Consider the following 17,874-nt stretch of genomic DNA (forward strand, 5'->3'; position numbering starts at 1 on the left):
GTTTCAAGGGGGGAATTGCAATTGACCACACCGACAACTTGCCCAGAGCGATGTGTCGGCCGCCAACAGACGGCCGCAGAAATCAGAACCGAATAGGGTGTCGCCCGGCTAGCGAGTGAGACAGCGTGGTGCCGTCCACCATTTCCAGCTCGCCGCCCACCGGTACACCGTGCGCGATACGGCTGGCCATCACACCATGTTCGGCGCACAGCTCGGCGATGTAGTTGGCCGTTGCATCACCTTCTACCGTCGGGTTGGTCGCCAGAATCACTTCACTGATGGTTTCCGCCGCTAGCCGCTCTTCCAGCCGATCCAGACCAATATCACCGGGACCGATGCCATCCAGCGGCGACAGGTGTCCCATCAGCACAAAGTAACGACCCGCGAACTGCCCGGTCTGCTCGATAGCATGAATATCCGCCGGACTTTCCACCACACAAATCTGGCCGTTCTGCTGACGACGCGGATTAGCGCAGATGGTGCAGACCTCTTGCTCGGTAAAGGTCCGGCAGTCGGCACAGTGGCCGATTTCTGACATCGCGCGGGTGAGCGCCTGCGCCAGGCGCATACCGCCACTGCGGTCACGCTGCAACAGATGAAATGCCATACGCTGCGCCGACTTTGGCCCCACGCCGGGTAAACAGCGCAGCGCCTCCATCAGCGATTCAAGAAGCGGGCTGGTTTGCATCAGAACGGCATCTTGAAGCCAGGCGGCAGCGGAATACCACTGGAAACCGACGCCATTTTTTCCTGCTGAACCTCGGCGATACGACGCGCCGCATCATTGAAGGCCGCCGCAATCAGGTCTTCCAGCATGTCCTTATCGTCTTCCATCAGACTGGGGTCGATTTCAACACGACGGCAGTTGTGAGCCCCATTGATGGTCACCTTCACCAACCCAGCGCCCGATTCTCCGGTGACTTCCAGATTAGCGATCTCTTCCTGCGCCTTTTGCATTTTTTCCTGCATCTGCTGAGCTTGCTTCATCAGATTGCCTAAACCGCCTTTACCAAACATATCGTTCTCTCTACCACTTCGGGCTGCCGCAGGCAGCAGGTTAAACGGGGCGGATACTTTCTTCGTCCAGTTCCGCATCAAAGAAACGCCGTAGCGTTTGAATATTATTATCAGCCATGATGGACTGGCGCGCCTGCGCCAGCTTCTCTTCATAAATGGCCTGACGCCACTCCAGCGGTGTACGAACCGCCGGTGTATCGTCTTCAGTAACCGTCAGGCTAATCGGACGCCCATAGTGCGTCGCCAGCGCCTCCGACAATGTTTTCTGTGCTGCTGCCGAATTCAGATGGCGCTGGGAAGAACGCAAATGCAGGTGAATGATCCCCTCCTCCGGCGTCTCTTTAAACGCATTGAGCGCCAGTTGTTGTACCAGCTTCGGCAACGTCAGACGATCGATTTCCGCGGCCCAGGCATCGCGTTCAGTGGCTTCCACCGCCAGCCTTGCTGCCAGCTCCGGTGTCTTTTCATATTCCAGCGCTGAACGTAGTGCCTTCGGCGTCGTTACCGGCGTCTTCTCAGTCTGCTCGGCTTTCTTCTGCGCCCGCCAGCGATAAGCCTCCTGCTTTTTTTGCTCTTCCTGCGCCACGGCTTTCGCCGCCATTTGTTGCTGACCTCGTTCGCTCACTGAAGCCAACCGCTCCAGCGCCGAGTTTACCGGCCGCGTTTTTCCTGACGCCGCCGGTTCAGTCTTTTTTGTCGGGGTATTTCCCTGTCGGCTCAGCAACTGGCTACGCGCCTGTAGCAACTGAGCGGTCGCATCCGGCAAATTGTTGTCTGGCGTTGGTGGTGCCGGTTCGCTGTCCGTGGCCGGAATAGCGCTGGCCGCCGGTTCATCAACGGATGCAGCAGGCATCGCGCTGGATCTGACTGGCGGTGGCACACGCGTCGGCTCGACGGGTAACGGCGCACTCACCGCAGGCGTCACGGATGGTGTACTGACCGGAGCCGGGTCAGCGATCGTCTGGCTGGGATGAAACGCCAGCGCCCGCAACAAGGTCATTTCCACACCCATACGGCGATCTGGCGCGTATGGCAACTCTTTGCGCCCCACCAGCAGCGTCTGATAGTAGAGCTGCACCTCAGCAGGTGGGATCACCCGCGCCAGTTCACGCAACCGGGGCGCGACCTGATTGTATTCTTCACCCAATGCGGAAGGCAGCAACTGCAACATGGCAATCCGGTGCAGCAGCGTCAGAGTTTCCACCAGCAGCGCTTCCCAATCGATACCGCGCGACGCCGCCTGCCCCATCAACGCCATGACACCGGTGCCGTCACCTTTCACCAGCGCTTCAATCAACGCCAGCGGCTGCTCATCATCCAGTGTACCCAGCATTTGGCTGACAGCATCAGCGGTGACCTGCCCTTGGCCCATCGCGATAGCCTGATCGGTCAGGCTCAATGCATCACGCAAGCTGCCATCAGCGGCACGGGCCAGCAATTGTAGCGCACGCGGTTCCGAGGCCAGTTGTTCCTGCTCCAGCACATGCTGCAAATGCTGGCGAATCTGATCGGCATCAAGCGCTTTGAGATGAAACTGCAAACAGCGGGACAGAATCGTCACCGGCAGTTTTTGCGGATCGGTAGTCGCCAACAGGAATTTCACATGCGACGGCGGCTCTTCCAGCGTTTTCAGCAACGCGTTGAAGCTGTGGCGGGAGAGCATGTGCACTTCGTCGATCAGGTAAACCTTGAAGCGGCCACGGGCCGGAGCATATTGCACGTTATCCAGCAGGTCGCGGGTATCTTCCACTTTGGTGCGGGATGCCGCGTCAATTTCGATCAGATCGACGAACCGCCCCTGCTCGATTTCCCGACAGGTGTCGCATTGGCCGCAAGGCGTAGCCGTGATCCCGGTTTCGCAATTCAGCCCTTTCGCCAGTAAACGGGCGATAGTCGTTTTGCCTACACCCCGAGTACCGGAAAACAGGTAAGCATGATGGATACGGCCTAACGAAAGACCATTGGCTAACGCCGTCAGGACATGTTCCTGTCCTACCACGTCAGCAAAGGTTTGGGGACGCCACTTACGGGCAAGAACCTGATAGCTCATCAATACCGCAGCAGTTGAGTTATTGAGGAGGTGATGCTAACACAGTCTCGCCGCCATCGGCGAGACTGCTGTCATCAATGACCAGGGAAATCGACCAGGCTGTAGCAGGCGATACCCATGCTTTCGAGGCGCTGCTGCCCACCCAGATCAAAGAGATTGATAATAAAAGCAGCGTCGGTCACCTGACCGCCGAGACGACGAATCAATTTCACGGTCGCTTCGATCGTACCACCGGTCGCCAGCAAGTCATCCACTACCAGCACTTTGTCGCTGGCGGTAATGGAATCAGCGTGAATTTCCAGCGTATCGCTGCCGTATTCCAGTTCATAGCTTTCGCTCAGCGTTGCACGTGGCAGTTTGCCCGGCTTACGCACCGGAACAAATCCGACGCCCAGCGCCAATGCTACCGGTGCGCCAAACAGGAAACCACGCGCTTCAGTACCGACCACCTTGGTAATGCCGGTGTCCTGATAGCGCTTAACCAGCATGTCGATGCTCGCCGAATAGGCCTGCGGATTTTCCAGCAGGCTGGTCACATCACGAAACAGTATGCCCGGCTTAGGGTAATCCGGAATACTCTTGATACTGTTTTTAATCAATTCTGGCTGCTGAGTTGCGGTCATAATGTTGTGCCTGATAAAACCTTATATTCACTGAACACCGCCGCGGCCCGTCACCATGACGCTTACAGGCGTTGATGATAAAAAATACGGTGGCGGCTCGCGCACGAAAACGCTCAAATCTAGTCAAACTGACCGGCAAATGCAACCAGCCCACGCAGATCTGCGTGTTTTTTATCGCAGGCTATTGCTTCGGATCAATAACCGGTAAACGCAGCATAAAGGTGAGTAACGCGACCAGTATCACCAGCAGCAGACCCCTGACCCAGTTAATATCCACCAGCCACAATGACAAGGCAAACGTCGCGATAATCACCAGCACCGCCTTGGTTTTGACGCCCGGCGGCAGCGCACGATGCTGCTGCCAATGGCGCAAATAGCCGCCAAACCAGGAGCGGTACAGCAACCAGTAGTGGAAGCGCGGTGATGAGCGGGCAAAGCACCAGGCGGCCAGCAGCAGAAACGGTGTAGTCGGCAACAACGGCAACACCACGCCCAACGCAGCCAGCACAACCGCCAGCCACCCCACCGTTATCAGCACCACTCGATACATCTCGCCCTCCTATTGCGTTTCCACACGAACGTTCATTTCCCTGCCGCTCACCCGAGCCGGGCCACAACAGACACGATCGCAATCCACAGGAATCGTTGTATCATACCGCCACGTTAACTCAATCCGTCCGCCGTACATGTTTGATCATTCCATTCTCGACCCCATTCATGCTTTCCTGACCGCTGCTACACCAAATGAGTGGATCGACGAAGCGCGTAAACCGGAAAATTTGCCGATATTACTGTGTGATCATCTGCTATGCGAACTGAAAGCCGCTCAGAGCGCGCTGTTTCTAATCCGGCGCTACGCGGTAGATCAGGAGAGTCGGCATCAATTGCAGGACTGGATTGCTCCGTTCGAGCATTTCGCTTTCCGGCAAATAGGCGACATGCAGACACTGAAAGCAGGCGGACAAGTTACCCGTCAAATCACCGCCAAGGCCAACTGCCACTATAGTCAGGACATGATTGATAAAATGGTGATGTTGATCCGAGAAGAGCTACACCATTTCTATCAGGTGTTGGAGGTCATGGAGCAAAGAGGCATTTCTTATCAGAATATTCCCGCCAGCCGCTATGCCCGCGGTATGACACAGCATATGAAAACGCATGAGCCGGATGCGTTGGTAGACAAACTGATCATCGGCGCGTTTATCGAAGCGCGCTCCTGCGAGCGTTTTGCCAGGCTGGCACCGCATCTGGAAGAAGACGTGCGCAAATTCTACGTTTCTTTGCTGCGTTCCGAAGCCCGCCACTATCAGGATTATCTGGCACTGGCAGAGCAGATTGCGGGTAAGGATATTACCGCGCGCATCGCTTTTTTTGCGCAAACAGAAGCACAGCTGATCACCAGCCCGGACAACGATTTCAAATTCCACAGCGGCAAACCGACGTTCAACACCCACTGAACCGGCCCGTGATTCCACATACCGCGCCTGACGTATGTCGCGGTTGACCGACAGAGGACACGCCATCATGGAAACACAGGCACTGCTGGCTGTACTGGCACGTCAGATTGATACGCTGGCGCGAGATGTCGAGCCGATCGCCGCACGACAGGCACCCCGGTCGCGTTTTGACCGCCAGTTGTTCAGTTGTTACGGCACCCGGCTGGCCGATTATCTCGACGAGATCCGCCATAACTACCAACACCTGCAACAATATGTACAGGAACGACGTCAGGACAGAGTCGCGTTCATGGCGGAAAAATTGCTGATGCAAGTGACGGCACTGCAACGGGAACTGGCAACCCAACCGTTGCGAGAACAAGAACCCGCGACGCCGACACCACAAGACAGATATCAGAAACTGGCGGAATATCAGGGTTATGAGCGTCGATTACTGGCGATGATTCAGGATCGGGAAAGTTTGCTGGCGACCCAAAACCAACTCAGCGAGCAGCAACGCCTGCAACGTGAGCTGGCGGCACTGGAAGGCCGACTGGCCCGTTGCCGCCAGGCGCTAACACGGCTGGAGCGCCAGATTGAACGTCAGGAGCAGGGATTTTGACCTTTCGTGATCCTCGTTCACTATTCTCTGCTATGTTTTAGAAAAAACAGAACAGGATGGAGCGAGGTAGAAAAATCATGTCGCTGGAAAATGAAACACCAGAAATCAAACTGGCGGTCGATCTCATTATGCTGTTGGAAGACAACCAAATAGCACCAAAGGTGGTGCTGGCGGCGCTGGAAATCGTACAGCGGGATTACCAGTTAAAGGCCGATGCCGCCTCTCACCAGACGCCCGCCTGACACCGGGGCAGGTATTCCCGCTCCGGCGCATATCCTCACAACGTGATTTAGCGGGTTTCCATTCCATCCTGCGGTGGCGTCAGTACACGAGACACTTCCTGTATCTCGTTGCCCTGCGCGTTATGCAAGCGGACTTCCAACTGATTGAAGGCAATGTCGATATTATTTTCACGGCACAGACGATCGATGGTGCGGTTCAGTTCATCGACGGTGTAGCTACGATCTCGCAGTTCTCGCACGTACAAGCGCAATTCGTGATCCAGTGAGCTTGGGCCGAACGACAGGAAAAACACCTGGGGTTCCGGGTCGGTCATCACGCGTGGATTATCGCGTGCCGCCTGCAGCAACACCTCTTTCACTTTATCCAAATCAGAACCGTAGGCGACGCCGATACGAATCAGGACACGCGTGATGGTGTCCGACAGCGACCAGTTGATCAAACGCTCGGTCACAAACGCCTTGTTGGGAATGATCACTTCCTTGCGGTCAAAATCGGTAATCGTGGTGGCGCGGATACGGATTTTGCTGACCGAACCGGAGAACGAGCCGATGGTGATAGTATCGCCAATACGCACCGGCCGTTCGAACAGGATAATCAGGCCCGATACAAAGTTAGCGAAAATCTCCTGCAAACCAAAGCCCAACCCCACCGATAACGCCGCCACCAGCCATTGCAACTTGTCCCAGGAAACCCCGAGCGAGCTGAGTGACGAGACGGCCCCGACCGCAGTGATCAGATAGGTCAGCACGGTAGTGATGGCATAAGACGTGCCTTGCCGCAGTTGCAGGCGAGACAGCACCAGAACTTCCAGCAAACCCGGCAGGTTGCGGGTCATCACATAGGCTACGCCGCCAATCACCATCGCCACCAACAGGTTGCCTAGCGTAACCGGCTGCAATACGGCACCGCTGGCATTCGTTGTGCTGTAGTGCCACAGCGTGATGCTGTCCAGATAAGAGAACACGGTCACCAGATCAGCCCAGATCCAGTAAAACGCGCCGGAAAATGCCAGAAACAGCACCATGGTAGTCAGACGTAAAGACTGCTGGCTTATCTGCTCCAGTGCCAGCGGTACTTCCGGCACCGGCTCGCTACCTTCCGCCCCTTCTTTGACCAGATTCTGGCGTCGTGCCACCGCGCGGCGATACGCCAGACGGCGGGCCGCGACGCTTAAACCACGAATAGTGGCGAAATAGACGATATTCCAGACGATCAACAAATACAGGCTGTCAATCCAGCGGCTAGCCAGTCGTAACGTGGTATAGAAAAACCCGTTCAACATCAGCCCAATCAGAAACAGCGGCATGGCGGCCATCATGGTCACCACGATCAACTGCACCGTGTGACGCTCCTTCTCCCGCCAACAGTCACGGCATACCGGGAACACCAGAATGGTCAGCAACAGCAGGTTACAGACGATAATGATCTGCCCGATGGCGTCATCCACCAGGTACAACGGCGCTTTCTCACCCACCACCGACCAGAACATCAGCGGCAGCAGCGCGCCACCAAGCCGTAACGTCTGACGCCGATAATGCGCGCAGCGAGAGGCTGGAATATTGAAATGACGCTCGCTCAGGCTACCCGGCTTGAGACTAAACCAGGCGGTGGCGAACACCATCCAGAACAACGCCAGATTTTCGCTAAGCAGCCAGACGAAGCTGCTGATCTGGCTCTCCGTCCGCTTCAACCATAGCCCCAGCGACAAAATTATCAGTACGCCCGGCAATGTGCGCAAAATCAACAACAGAATGGCTTTCGGCGTATGTAACTGGCTATCACGCTTGAGTTGCCCAACATCGTCCGCCAACGTGCTCATAGACGTGTCGATGCTTTTTCGCCGCCACAACAGCAGGCTGACGATTATCAGCGCCGGGATGATCAGCAACAGCGAGTTCATGAACCCCTGACCCAGCGGCACGCCTTTCAGGTTGAAATGCAGGTTTTTTATCTGCTGTTTCAGCGTAGAAGGTAGATCCTTTAGCCAACTCCAATCCATCGGTTTATTGCTGCTGACCCAGAAGATTTGCTGCGTTAACGTCCGTTGCAGCGAGTCATTCACGCTCATCAGTTGCTGACGGCTGATTTGCAGGTTAATCGCCAACATCAGTTGATTGCCAAGCTGCTTATTGAGCTGGTCAAGCAGTTCGCGGCGCATGTCCAGAATCTGCTCCAGCGCATCGGTGACTTCGGCGTCTACCGTGGCATTGCTGTGAACAACCAGTTGCTGGATGTATTCATCGCCACGGAACAGCACATCACGTTGCTGGTTGATATCAAACTGTTCCAGCCGCAAATCGGCGATTTGGGTGCTGATGTTGCCCATCGCATCAGCCGATGGCAGGTTTTGCTGTTGTTGATAAAGAATGCGCGACAGCAACAGACTACCTTTCAGCACCGTAATCTGTTCTTTCAGGTTGCGTTCCGACTGCGTAGCACGATCCAGCCAGTTTTTTACCTGAATGCTCTCCTGAACCAGCGTATTGCCTGCTTCAGTCGCTTTGATCAGACGTTGGCTGAGCTGACGATTGGTATCCATCTCCGCTTTGACCAGCGGATTTTCCTGAATACGCTGCAACTCATCCGAATTCTGCGCTTCCTTGGCAGTTTTCTCCGACAGGTTGAGGCGCTTGTTGTTGATAACGCCCTGCAACGTCTGCACCATGTGCTCCAATTGACCGATCTGCGCGGCGGTATAATCCCGCTGTTTTTGCAACAGATCCTGCATGGTGGTGTTCACTTCCAGACTTTTGCGCTGCTGGTCCATTTGCAACCCGACCAGTGTCTGCTCCGCCTGCAACAAAATCTGCTGACTTGGCCGCAGCGGCTCCTGCGACGGGTCAAGCCCACTGAGCTGGGTACGCAGTTGCTGGCTGCGTTGCGAAGCAGCATATAACGCGCTTTGCACCCGCTCCGGCTGGGTCTGCAGTGAGATCAACTGGCTATTGTAGGTAGACAGGTTTTCCTGGGAGGACTGTAAATCATCCAACGTTTGATTTAGACGATTTTCCAGCTGTTTAAGCGACAGCGACTCCAGTGATGGCTGAGACACCGGTGCAGCACTCCCCAGCGACACCAAATCTTCATTCACTTGCTTCAGTTTGGCCGGTGCCTGTGCCGCCTGCTGCTTCAACTGGCTGGTTTCCTGCCTGACTCGATCAATAGAGTCCAGTACATCCAGCGTTTGGGTTAAATCCTGCTCGGTCAGTTTGTCTACTGAGGTCAGACTTTTTTGTTTGCTAAGGGTATCAAGTCGATTCTGAATCTCAGTTCGGGTCGGTAAATCACCACCGGCGGCAAACGCCGACCACTGTGGCATCAACCCGAGCAGAAACACCCAAAGATAAGGCAGGCTACGGCGAGCAGAATGATAAAAGAAAGAACGGAACAAAACGGTAAACGAACCAGAAATGGCAGAACGGCGGCTCATGATGCATCATCGGTTTTACAGAGATGGCGCAGTTTATCACGTCTGCCGGAAGACAAGGTATGCCTGGCTGTATTTATACATATCAGGCATCTGAACGACTGGTCTGACGTAAAGCCGGGCTGCTGCGCAACATATCGATAAGCCCATCAACCAGATAGGGTGCTTCATTTTTCAGGTCGAAGCTTGTCGGCAGAAACAGCCAGTTCTCCATGATACCGGATAGATAAGCACGCATCACCACGGCAGCGCGTCGGGGATTCACGTCCATCGGCAACATTCCCTGCCGAATGCAGTTCATCAACGAGGCCTCTATTTGCTCGTAGCAGTCAAGATACAGATCTCTGCGGCCATTGAATGTCGGCAACATTTCACCGACAAACTCACATTTATGGAATATGATCTCCATCATTGAGCGCCACTGGATATCTGACTCGGTTAATCTCAATATATAAATCAGCAACTCTCTGAGTACATGCAGTGGATCATCAGGAAATTTTGCCTGATACTCTGTTTCGAAATCAGAAACTTTAGCTTCTGATCGCGCCCATATCTCATCAAACAGTTCAGCTTTGTTTTTGAAGTGCCAATAAATAGCACCGCGGGTCACGCCAGCGGCAGTCGCGATATCGGACAATGATGTTGAAGAAACGCCATGCTCGGAAAACAGACGTAATGCTGCGTCCATAATCTGAAGTTTGGTTTCATGAGCCTGTTGTTTGGTTTTTCGTGCCATAGCGCCGACTTTCAAGGGAAGCGAGATTTACATACATTCACGGATGTATGTAACATAGCACGAGCCTGAATTTATCGCAGCAATGGGTTTAAAAGCTTGTGATCCATTGGTCAATTAAAAATCGGATACTTGGGGTTTATCTATGAATAAAAACAGAAGGCTTACGCCTCTGGCGGCTATGTTGATGCTTTCTGGCGGCCTCGTACTCACAGGATGTGACAACCAGGCTTCTCAAGGCGGAGCCCACCAGGGAGGCGCTCCGGAAGTCGGTATCGTTACGATAAAATCACAAAATCTGAATATCGTCACCGAGCTGCCGGGACGCACAAGCGCCTATCGTATTGCCGAAGTACGCCCTCAGGTGAACGGTATTATTCTGAAGCGTAACTTTGTGGAAGGGAGTGACGTCAAAGCGGGTACATCGCTGTATCAGATTGATCCGGCCACCTATCAGGCACAGTATAACAATGCCAAAGCGGCGCTGGCCCAGGCTCAGGCCAACGCAGAGATCGCACGGCTGACCGTTAACCGCTACAAACCGCTGCTCGGCACTAACTATGTCAGCAAGCAGGATTACGATCAGGCAGTGGCTACCGCACGCCAGACCGAGGCGGCAGCAGCGGCAGCGAAAGCCACTCTCGACAACGCCCAGATTAGCCTGAACTATACGCGTGTGACGGCCCCGATTACCGGTCGTGTCGGTAAATCCACCGTGACGGAAGGTGCGCTGGTGTCCAATGCGCAGACGACAGCGCTGACGACTATCCAGCAACTGGATCCAATCTATGTAGACGTTACTCAGTCCACCAACGATTTCCTGCGTCTGAAAAAGGAATTGGAAAACGGCACCCTGCAACAGACCAATGGCAAGGCCAAGGTTCAGCTGACGCTGGATAACGGCACTCGTTATAACCAGCCTGGGACACTGGAATTCTCCGACGTCACAGTAGATGAAACCACCGGTTCCATCACACTGCGCGCGGTGTTCCCTAATCCGGATCACAATCTGCTGCCGGGGATGTTTGTCCGTGCACAGATGGATTCCGGCGTCACGCCCAACGCGATTCTGGTGCCTCAGCAAGGCGTGAGCCGCACACCACGTGGCGATGCTACCGTGATGGTAGTCGGTGAAGGCGATAAAGTGGAAGTCCACCCAATCACCACTGGCCAGGCCATCGGCGACCAATGGATGGTGACATCTGGCGTCAAACCGGGTGACCGTATCATCGTGACAGGCCTGCAAAAAATCAGACCGGGTATGCAGGTAAAAGCGCAGGAAGTGGCCGCAGGTAACGCGCAACAGCAGCAACCGCAGTCCCAACCCGCTAAGTCTTAACAGGAGCCGGTAATCCATGGCCAAGTTTTTCATAGATCGCCCGATTTTTGCCTGGGTCATCGCCATTATGGTGATGCTCACCGGGACACTGGCAATCCTGAAGTTGCCTATTGCGCAGTACCCAACCATCGCCCCTCCCGCGGTTCAGATTACCGCTAACTACCCAGGTGCGGATGCGAAAACCCTGCAAGATACCGTCACGCAGGTTATCGAGCAGAACATGAACGGGATCGACAAGTTACTGTATATGTCCTCCAACAGTGACTCGTCGGGCACCGTGCAAATCACGCTGACATTTGATGCCGATGCCGACCCGGATATCGCGCAGGTTCAGGTGCAGAACAAACTGCAACTGGCCACGCCTCTGCTGCCGCAGGAAGTGCAACAGCAAGGCGTGAGCGTGCAGAAATCCAGCAGCAGTTTTCTGATGGTGTTAGGCTTTGTCAGCGATGATAACAACATGACCCAGCAGGACATCGCAGACTTCGTCGGTGCCAGCATCAAAGACCCGATCAGCCGCGTACGCGGTGTGGGTGATACTCAGCTGTTCGGTGCCCAGTACGCGATGCGTATCTGGCTCGACCCGGACAAACTGAACAACTACCAGCTCACCACCAGCGATGTCGTCACCGCGATTCAGGTGCAGAACAACCAAATCGCCGCGGGTCAGCTTGGCGGTACGCCGCCGGTTCCCGGTCAAAAGCTGAATGCATCGATTATTGCGCAGACCCGACTGAATTCACCGGAGCAGTTCGGCAATATTCTGCTCAAAGTGAATCAGGACGGCTCACAAGTTCGCCTGAGTAACGTTGCCCGTATCGAGCTTGGCGGCGAAAGCTACACCACTATCGCTCGTTACAATGGCCGCCCAGCTTCAGGTTTGGGGATTAAGCTCGCCACTGGCGCTAACGCGCTGGATACCGCCACAGCGGTAAAAGCAGAAATTGCTAAATTGCAGTCGACCTTCCCTGCCGGTATGAAAGTGGTTTATCCATATGACACCACCCCGTTCGTAAAAATCTCTATTTACGAGGTGGTGAAAACGCTGGTTGAAGCCATTGTGTTGGTGTTCGTGGTGATGTATCTGTTCTTGCAGAACTTCCGCGCCACACTGATTCCGACTATTGCCGTGCCGGTGGTATTGCTGGGAACGTTCGCCATCCTGTCAGCTTTCGGCTACTCGATTAACACCCTGACCATGTTCGCCATGGTGCTCGCCATCGGTCTGTTGGTGGACGACGCCATCGTTGTGGTGGAAAACGTGGAACGTGTGATGGCGGAGGAAGGGCTATCGCCCAAGGAAGCCACCCGCAAGTCCATGGGGCAAATTCAGGGAGCACTGGTCGGTATTGCTCTGGTGCTGTCGGCCGTATTCATTCCGATGGCGTTCTCGGGTGGGTCTACCGGCGCTATCTACCGCCAGTTCTCGATTACCATCGTCTCCGCCATGGTGTTGTCGGTACTGGTAGCAATGATCCTGACACCGGCGCTGTGTGCAACCATCCTAAAACCGGTTGTCAATCATGGCGAGAAGAAAGGCTTTTTTGGCTGGTTCAACCGTCTTTTTGATAAAAGTACCCATCACTACACCAGTAGTGTCGCCAATATCCTGCGCAGCACTGGTCGCTATGTGGTGGTCTACCTGATTGTCGTGGCTGGATTGGGCCTGATGTTTACCCGTCTGCCAAGCTCCTTCCTGCCGCAGGAAGACCAGGGCGTATTACTGACAATGGTACAGTTGCCGGCAGGCGCAACCCAGGAAAGCACACAGAAAGTGCTTGATCAGGTTAACGATTATTACCTGCAACACGAAAAAGATAACGTGAACTCGGTATTTACCGTTAACGGCTTCGGTTTTGCTGGTCGTGGACAGAACATGGGTATTGCCTTCGCCAGCCTGAAAGACTGGGACGAGCGAACTGGCGCAGCCAACAAGGTTGACGCAATTATTGGTCGCGCTTTTGGTGCTTTCTCTCAAATCAAAGAAGCGATGGTTATCCCGTTCAACATACCGGCGATCGTCGAACTGGGTACTGCCAGTGGTTTTGACTTTGAGTTGATCGATCAGAACAACCTTGGTCACGATAAGCTGATGGCTGCCCGTAACCAGTTGCTGGGAATGATTGCCCAGCATCCTGATACGCTGGTGCGTGTTCGTCCCAACGGGATGGAAGACATGCCAGAGTACCGGCTTGAAATCGATCAGGAAAAAGCGGAATCGCTCGGGGTGTCAATTGCCACCATCAACGCAACACTGTCCACCGCGTTGGGGGGAACCTACGTCAATGACTTTATCGATCGCGGTAGGGTGAAAAAGGTGTACGTTCAGGCAGAAGCCAAATTCCGTATGCTGCCCAACGATATCCAGAAATGGTATGTCCGCGGCACCTCCGGTCAGATGGTCCCCTTCTCAGCGTTTGCTTCCGCGCACTGGGAATACGGTTCACCGCGTTTGGAACGTTACAACGGCCTGCCATCGGTAGAATTGGTTGGTGAAGCAGCTCCCGGCAAGAGTACGGGTGAAGCCATGACTCTGATGGAAGAACTGGCAGCGCAATTACCACCGGGAATCGGCTTCGACTGGACGGGAATGTCCTATCAGGAACGACTGGCTGGTAACCAGGCACCTGCGTTGCTCATTATCTCTGCCATCGTGGTATTCCTGTGTCTGGCGGCACTGTATGAAAGCTGGTCAATCCCCTTCTCCGTTATGCTGGTTGTACCGCTGGGTGTGTTTGGTGCGGTAGTTGCAGCAGGCTTACGTGGACTGGAGAACGATGTCTACTTTAAGGTCGGCCTGTTAACAACCATCGGTTTGTCCGCCAAGAACGCCATTCTGATCGTCGAGTTCGCTAAGGACCTGATGGAGAAAGAAGGGAAAGGGTTGGTGGAGGCGACGCTAGAGGCTGTACGTATGCGTCTGCGTCCTATTCTGATGACATCGCTGGCATTCATTCTGGGTGTAGTGCCATTGGTAATCAGTACCGGTGCAGGTTCCGGCGCGCAGAATGCGGTTGGTACTGGCGTAATGGGCGGGATGATCACCGCCACCGTGCTGGCTATCTACTTTGTGCCGGTCTTCTTTGTGGTGGTACGCCGCCGCTTCGGTAAGAAAAAAGAAGCGGACGACGCACATCACGAGCACTCCCAGACCAGTCACTAACGCGTTATATTGCTTCTAAAAGGCCGCTCAGCGGCCTTTTTCTTTTCACTCAGCCCTCACTCGCATTCCTTTCTTCCCCTGCCCCACAATCTCCTCGTAAATCGTAATGTTGATCATCACATCAAAAAAGCGCAAAATAAAAGATATGTTATAACATAACAAATGAGGCTGTTATGAAAGCGGGTATCCATCCCACCTATCGCACTGTCCTGTTCCACGATACCAGTGAGAATGTATTTTATAAAATCGGCTCGACTATCAAGACCGATAGAACCTATGAGCTCGAAGGCGAAGTCTATCCTTACGTCACTATCGACGTTTCTTCCGCCTCTCATCCTTATTACACCGGCAAGCAGAAAGAATACGCTAAAGAAGGTAGCGCAGCGCGTTTCCAACAGCGTTTCGGGCGTTTTCTAAAATCGTAATCTGGGGAATTATCTATGCAGGTATTAAGTTCTCTTCGCAGCGCCAAAACGCGTCATAAAGACTGTATCGTGGTTAAACGCCGCGGGCGTGTCTATGTTATCTGTAAGAGCAACCCGCGTTTCAACGCGGTTCAGGGACGGAAAAAGAAAAAACGCTAATTATTATTTGCTCAAAAATTATCGGAAGGTGTGCTCATCCCCACACCTTCTCTCTTCGCAACCCCTCATCAATCCCCTTATAAAACAAAAAGATAAAATAAGTATCTTTTCACTCCATCACAATCTTTACAAATAAAGACAAGCCAGAAAAACTAATTAACACAGTGATTCTTGCTAACGTCGAAAAAAATTAAATATACTTGTTCCAGTGGCCGATAAATATATCACGGCTCACCGGAAGCAGCCCACACCGATGGTAGCAATCGTCATAAAATTGGTTCGACCACACCGTAAACGTTGGCTTTTTTGCTATAATGAATTCAGAATGATCGTTGACAGTGACGTCGAGTCATTCTCTGGCATTCACCGTGTTACCCCTGTTCGTCTTAAGATTAAGGGAATTGAGGCATACTGAGGGGCATTCTATCTTCTGCACTTCATCACACCACCTGTCTGGCCGAGTGGTGGCCCTAAGTGACACTGAATCGTAGCTTACGGAGGGATAGAAATGGATGAGTACACACCTCAACATTATGATATTGCCCAACTCAGATTCTTGTGTGAAAATCTGCACGACGAGAGTATCGCTACATTAGGTGACAGCAGTCGTGGCTGGGTGAATGATCCGACTTCTGCGGTCAATCTTCAGCTAAACGAACTTATCGAGCATATTGCGGCATTTGTTGTTACCTACAAAATTAAATACCCGCATGAAGCGGCGTTATGTGAACGGGTTGAGAAATATCTGGACGACACTTATATTCTTTTCAGCAACTACGGTATAAATGACGCCGAGTTGCAGAAATGGAAAAAATCCAAGTCACAATTATTCAGAATGTTCTCAGAAAAGAGCAGCTGTACGGTAGTAAAAACTTAAGCAATAATTTGCCTCATACTTAATTTAAATCCAGGAAAATTAACAAGGTCACTATGAAAAAAATCGACTATTTAATGCGTTTGCGTAAATGCACAACCATTGACACACTTGAGCGTGTGATAGAAAAAAACAAGTACGAACTTTCCAACGATGAGCTTGAAATGTTCTATTCAGCCGCTGACCACCGCCTGGCAGAGCTGACGATGAATAAGCTTTACGACAAAGTACCGACTGCTGTGTGGAAATACGTTCGCTAAGCATTAAAACAGCAGCTTGAATACATAAAGACACTGTGCCGATATTTTATCGGCCTTTGTTTTTTATGGACTGTAAAAAACAGCGCACCCTTTGTAACAAGACGTATCACGCATTACTTAAATTTCTCTTTATAAATCCAATCATTCCTCTTTGAATTAAATCGAACCTTTCCCTCAGAAACCGTGTCACTGAACTTATTGTATAAAAATGCTGTATTCTTACTAAGAGAACATCAGGCAGGAATATTAAGAACGTACTGAAGAGAATGGATGATGCATGAAATGGTGGAGGCCCCGCCAGCTACATCCCGGCACACACGTCGCCTGCTGCGGCTGCTTCCTTCCGGACCTGACCGGGTCCGCAGGTTAGTGTTGCGGGAGAACCAACGGGGCCTCCATTGACAGCCCCATAACTACGGGGCGGAGGGCATTATCAGCGATGAACTGAGCAATTGCAAGTTACCGCCGCCTAACCGCTGTTTTCTTACCCATCGCCTGCTTTTATACTGCTAATACCATTCATTCTCTATCGGTTTCAACATATTGGATCCCGCCATGATTACCGAATCGGACAATTTTCGTCAGCGAGTTATCCACATTATCGCAGCGATTCCTTACGGCTGCGTCGTTACCTATGGCGATGTCGCTCGTCTTGCCGGTTCAGCCCGAGCGGCACGACAGGTAGGAGGCATATTGCGGGGGCTACCTGAAAACAGCCGATTACCCTGGTATCGTGTGATTAATCGAAAAGGAGAGATTTCGCTTACTGGTCCGGACTTTCAGCGGCAAAAGTCGGCTCTTCAATCTGAAGGCGTGATACTGGATTTGGAAGGAAAGATCGATCTGGACAGATTTCGCTGGCGGTACGTGCAGGATATCTTGTAAGCAGGCACCGCCAGCGTGATTAACGATATTAGTATGACTGCGATGACGAATCTGGAATACCCTCATCGGACGTTGCCGGTGAATTTGGCGTCAGGAACCCACCAGGCTTCGCTGGCACCGGTACAGTCGGAATAGGTATCAATGTCAGATCGGCATTATTCACGCCATTGCTGACTACTGGCATCACATGCTCGGTAATCAATGTTACCCGGTGATTAATGGCAACAGCGGCGCTGAGCAGGATACGCGCGTCAGGCCGAATCTCCGCCGGGTTATAAGGCAACACAAATCGAAATGGTGCCTGCTGCCCCTCTGTGCGAATAACCCGCTGGGAGATCACTTTAGAAGGCGCATCCGGAATCGACGCATCGGATACGGTCACTGTCAGCACCGAATCCGGCGGCAACACGATCTTCTGACGAATATTGACTGTGCCGGTCACTGCGGGCATACCGCTAACTGGTTGAGAAAGAGTCTGAGTCTGCCCCGCTGTCGGCGCAGTCGCTTCAGGAGCAACACCATGGTTATTCACACACCCGGAGAGCGCGATCGATACCGTAATACCACCAAAGATATGCCATAATCTCATAGGTAAATCTCCTTAATTATTTTATCAGG

The 17,874-nt window shown here is 53.0% G+C and carries 18 protein-coding genes, 1 other RNA gene and 1 other annotated feature; of the genes, 10 read left to right on the plus strand and 9 right to left on the minus strand.

Going from position 1 to position 17,874, the window contains the following annotated elements; all coding sequences use genetic code 11:
• Window positions 1–82: 82 nt before the first annotated feature.
• The 5 genes from recR to OB87_RS14760 all read right to left on the minus strand — a co-directional run bounded on the left by recR (window position 83) and on the right by OB87_RS14760 (window position 4,240).
• Window positions 83–688 (minus strand): recombination mediator RecR, encoded by a 606-nt coding sequence (gene recR, locus OB87_RS14740; protein ID WP_033570170.1) that lies wholly within the window; start codon window positions 686–688, stop codon window positions 83–85.
• Window positions 688–1,017 carry a YbaB/EbfC family nucleoid-associated protein gene (locus tag OB87_RS14745; RefSeq protein WP_033570171.1) on the minus strand — a complete coding sequence of 110 codons (330 nt, stop codon included), beginning with the start codon at window positions 1,015–1,017 and terminating at the stop codon, window positions 688–690. The genes recR and OB87_RS14745 overlap by 1 nt, the downstream gene beginning before the upstream one ends.
• Before the next feature lie 40 nt (window positions 1,018–1,057).
• On the minus strand, window positions 1,058–3,067 hold the full coding sequence (dnaX, locus tag OB87_RS14750) for a DNA polymerase III subunit gamma/tau (protein WP_033570172.1): 2,010 nt from the start codon (window positions 3,065–3,067) through the stop codon (window positions 1,058–1,060).
• Window positions 1,667–1,731, minus strand: a sequence feature (DnaX frameshifting element). Its footprint overlaps the gene before it by 65 nt.
• 74 nt (window positions 3,068–3,141) lie before the next feature.
• The gene (gene apt / locus OB87_RS14755) at window positions 3,142–3,690 is read right to left on the minus strand and encodes an adenine phosphoribosyltransferase (protein ID WP_033570173.1); all 549 of its coding nucleotides are present in this window, start codon (window positions 3,688–3,690) and stop codon (window positions 3,142–3,144) included.
• 181 nt (window positions 3,691–3,871) lie between these two features.
• Window positions 3,872–4,240: a DUF454 family protein gene (locus OB87_RS14760; protein ID WP_033570174.1), complete on the minus strand. Its 369-nt coding sequence runs from the start codon at window positions 4,238–4,240 to the stop codon at window positions 3,872–3,874.
• Window positions 4,241–4,376: 136 nt separating this feature from the next.
• Between OB87_RS14760 and miaE the strand changes: the two genes are divergently transcribed.
• The 3 genes from miaE to rsmS all read left to right on the plus strand — a co-directional run bounded on the left by miaE (window position 4,377) and on the right by rsmS (window position 5,990).
• The gene (gene miaE, locus OB87_RS14765; RefSeq protein WP_033570175.1) at window positions 4,377–5,147 is read left to right on the plus strand and encodes a tRNA isopentenyl-2-thiomethyl-A-37 hydroxylase MiaE; all 771 of its coding nucleotides are present in this window, start codon (window positions 4,377–4,379) and stop codon (window positions 5,145–5,147) included.
• 67 nt (window positions 5,148–5,214) lie between these two features.
• Window positions 5,215–5,748 carry a primosomal replication protein PriC gene (gene priC, locus OB87_RS14770; protein WP_033570176.1) on the plus strand — a complete coding sequence of 178 codons (534 nt, stop codon included), beginning with the start codon at window positions 5,215–5,217 and terminating at the stop codon, window positions 5,746–5,748.
• Window positions 5,749–5,825: 77 nt separating this feature from the next.
• Entirely contained in the window at window positions 5,826–5,990 is a 165-nt protein-coding gene (gene rsmS / locus OB87_RS20000; RefSeq protein WP_072025485.1) for a pleiotropic regulatory protein RsmS, read from the plus strand.
• A 47-nt stretch (window positions 5,991–6,037) separates the two neighbouring features.
• On the opposite strand, the gene mscK is transcribed toward rsmS, so the two are convergent.
• Together mscK and acrR are read right to left on the minus strand one after the other, a co-directional pair.
• Window positions 6,038–9,421: a mechanosensitive channel MscK gene (gene mscK, locus OB87_RS14775; protein ID WP_033570177.1), complete on the minus strand. Its 3,384-nt coding sequence runs from the start codon at window positions 9,419–9,421 to the stop codon at window positions 6,038–6,040.
• 82 nt (window positions 9,422–9,503) lie between these two features.
• Window positions 9,504–10,154: a multidrug efflux transporter transcriptional repressor AcrR gene (acrR, locus tag OB87_RS14780; protein ID WP_033570178.1), complete on the minus strand. Its 651-nt coding sequence runs from the start codon at window positions 10,152–10,154 to the stop codon at window positions 9,504–9,506.
• A 142-nt stretch (window positions 10,155–10,296) separates the two neighbouring features.
• On the opposite strand from acrR, the gene OB87_RS14785 reads away from it, so the two are divergent.
• From OB87_RS14785 to OB87_RS14810, 6 genes are all read left to right on the plus strand, one after another.
• On the plus strand, window positions 10,297–11,490 hold the full coding sequence (locus OB87_RS14785; protein WP_033570179.1) for an efflux RND transporter periplasmic adaptor subunit: 1,194 nt from the start codon (window positions 10,297–10,299) through the stop codon (window positions 11,488–11,490).
• A 16-nt stretch (window positions 11,491–11,506) separates the two neighbouring features.
• Window positions 11,507–14,653, plus strand: coding sequence for an efflux RND transporter permease subunit (locus OB87_RS14790; RefSeq protein WP_033570180.1), 3,147 nt, complete (start codon window positions 11,507–11,509; stop codon window positions 14,651–14,653).
• Between the two features lie 173 nt (window positions 14,654–14,826).
• Complete coding sequence (locus OB87_RS14795; RefSeq protein ID WP_033570181.1) at window positions 14,827–15,078, plus strand: type B 50S ribosomal protein L31; 252 nt, start codon at window positions 14,827–14,829, stop codon at window positions 15,076–15,078.
• 15 nt (window positions 15,079–15,093) lie between these two features.
• A complete protein-coding gene (gene ykgO / locus OB87_RS14800; protein WP_013316871.1) occupies window positions 15,094–15,237 on the plus strand; it encodes a type B 50S ribosomal protein L36 in 144 nt (47 codons plus the stop codon).
• 508 nt (window positions 15,238–15,745) lie between these two features.
• Window positions 15,746–16,114, plus strand: coding sequence for an Hha toxicity modulator TomB (tomB, locus tag OB87_RS14805; RefSeq protein ID WP_033570182.1), 369 nt, complete (start codon window positions 15,746–15,748; stop codon window positions 16,112–16,114).
• A 53-nt stretch (window positions 16,115–16,167) separates the two neighbouring features.
• Window positions 16,168–16,371, plus strand: a complete 204-nt coding sequence (locus OB87_RS14810) for an HHA domain-containing protein (protein ID WP_009114000.1) — start codon at window positions 16,168–16,170, stop codon at window positions 16,369–16,371.
• Between the two features lie 292 nt (window positions 16,372–16,663).
• Here OB87_RS14810 and ffs read toward each other — a convergent pair.
• An RNA gene (ffs, locus tag OB87_RS20005) (signal recognition particle sRNA small type) lies at window positions 16,664–16,760 on the minus strand.
• A 166-nt stretch (window positions 16,761–16,926) separates the two neighbouring features.
• Here ffs and OB87_RS14815 point away from each other — a divergent pair.
• Window positions 16,927–17,256, plus strand: coding sequence for an MGMT family protein (locus OB87_RS14815; protein WP_033570183.1), 330 nt, complete (start codon window positions 16,927–16,929; stop codon window positions 17,254–17,256).
• Window positions 17,257–17,284: 28 nt separating this feature from the next.
• Here OB87_RS14815 and OB87_RS14820 read toward each other — a convergent pair whose 3' ends face one another.
• On the minus strand, window positions 17,285–17,845 hold the full coding sequence (locus tag OB87_RS14820; RefSeq protein WP_033570184.1) for a YbaY family lipoprotein: 561 nt from the start codon (window positions 17,843–17,845) through the stop codon (window positions 17,285–17,287).
• Between the last annotated feature and the right edge of the window lie 29 nt (window positions 17,846–17,874).

Source organism: Dickeya undicola, assembly GCF_000784735.1.
Lineage (GTDB): Bacteria > Pseudomonadota > Gammaproteobacteria > Enterobacterales > Enterobacteriaceae > Dickeya > Dickeya undicola.

What these genes read in the sequence shown, in the direction of transcription:
- recR (WP_033570170.1), bottom strand. Translation starts at nt 688, where the DNA reads ATGCAAACCAGCCCGCTTCTTGAATCGCTGATGGAGGCGCTGCGCTGT.
- OB87_RS14745 (WP_033570171.1), bottom strand. Translation starts at nt 1,017, where the DNA reads ATGTTTGGTAAAGGCGGTTTAGGCAATCTGATGAAGCAAGCTCAGCAG.
- dnaX (WP_033570172.1), bottom strand. Translation starts at nt 3,067, where the DNA reads ATGAGCTATCAGGTTCTTGCCCGTAAGTGGCGTCCCCAAACCTTTGCT.
- apt (WP_033570173.1), bottom strand. Translation starts at nt 3,690, where the DNA reads ATGACCGCAACTCAGCAGCCAGAATTGATTAAAAACAGTATCAAGAGT.
- OB87_RS14760 (WP_033570174.1), bottom strand. Translation starts at nt 4,240, where the DNA reads ATGTATCGAGTGGTGCTGATAACGGTGGGGTGGCTGGCGGTTGTGCTG.
- miaE (WP_033570175.1), top strand. Translation starts at nt 4,377, where the DNA reads ATGTTTGATCATTCCATTCTCGACCCCATTCATGCTTTCCTGACCGCT.
- priC (WP_033570176.1), top strand. Translation starts at nt 5,215, where the DNA reads ATGGAAACACAGGCACTGCTGGCTGTACTGGCACGTCAGATTGATACG.
- rsmS (WP_072025485.1), top strand. Translation starts at nt 5,826, where the DNA reads ATGTCGCTGGAAAATGAAACACCAGAAATCAAACTGGCGGTCGATCTC.
- mscK (WP_033570177.1), bottom strand. Translation starts at nt 9,421, where the DNA reads ATGAGCCGCCGTTCTGCCATTTCTGGTTCGTTTACCGTTTTGTTCCGT.
- acrR (WP_033570178.1), bottom strand. Translation starts at nt 10,154, where the DNA reads ATGGCACGAAAAACCAAACAACAGGCTCATGAAACCAAACTTCAGATT.
- OB87_RS14785 (WP_033570179.1), top strand. Translation starts at nt 10,297, where the DNA reads ATGAATAAAAACAGAAGGCTTACGCCTCTGGCGGCTATGTTGATGCTT.
- OB87_RS14790 (WP_033570180.1), top strand. Translation starts at nt 11,507, where the DNA reads ATGGCCAAGTTTTTCATAGATCGCCCGATTTTTGCCTGGGTCATCGCC.
- OB87_RS14795 (WP_033570181.1), top strand. Translation starts at nt 14,827, where the DNA reads ATGAAAGCGGGTATCCATCCCACCTATCGCACTGTCCTGTTCCACGAT.
- ykgO (WP_013316871.1), top strand. Translation starts at nt 15,094, where the DNA reads ATGCAGGTATTAAGTTCTCTTCGCAGCGCCAAAACGCGTCATAAAGAC.
- tomB (WP_033570182.1), top strand. Translation starts at nt 15,746, where the DNA reads ATGGATGAGTACACACCTCAACATTATGATATTGCCCAACTCAGATTC.
- OB87_RS14810 (WP_009114000.1), top strand. Translation starts at nt 16,168, where the DNA reads ATGAAAAAAATCGACTATTTAATGCGTTTGCGTAAATGCACAACCATT.
- OB87_RS14815 (WP_033570183.1), top strand. Translation starts at nt 16,927, where the DNA reads ATGATTACCGAATCGGACAATTTTCGTCAGCGAGTTATCCACATTATC.
- OB87_RS14820 (WP_033570184.1), bottom strand. Translation starts at nt 17,845, where the DNA reads ATGAGATTATGGCATATCTTTGGTGGTATTACGGTATCGATCGCGCTC.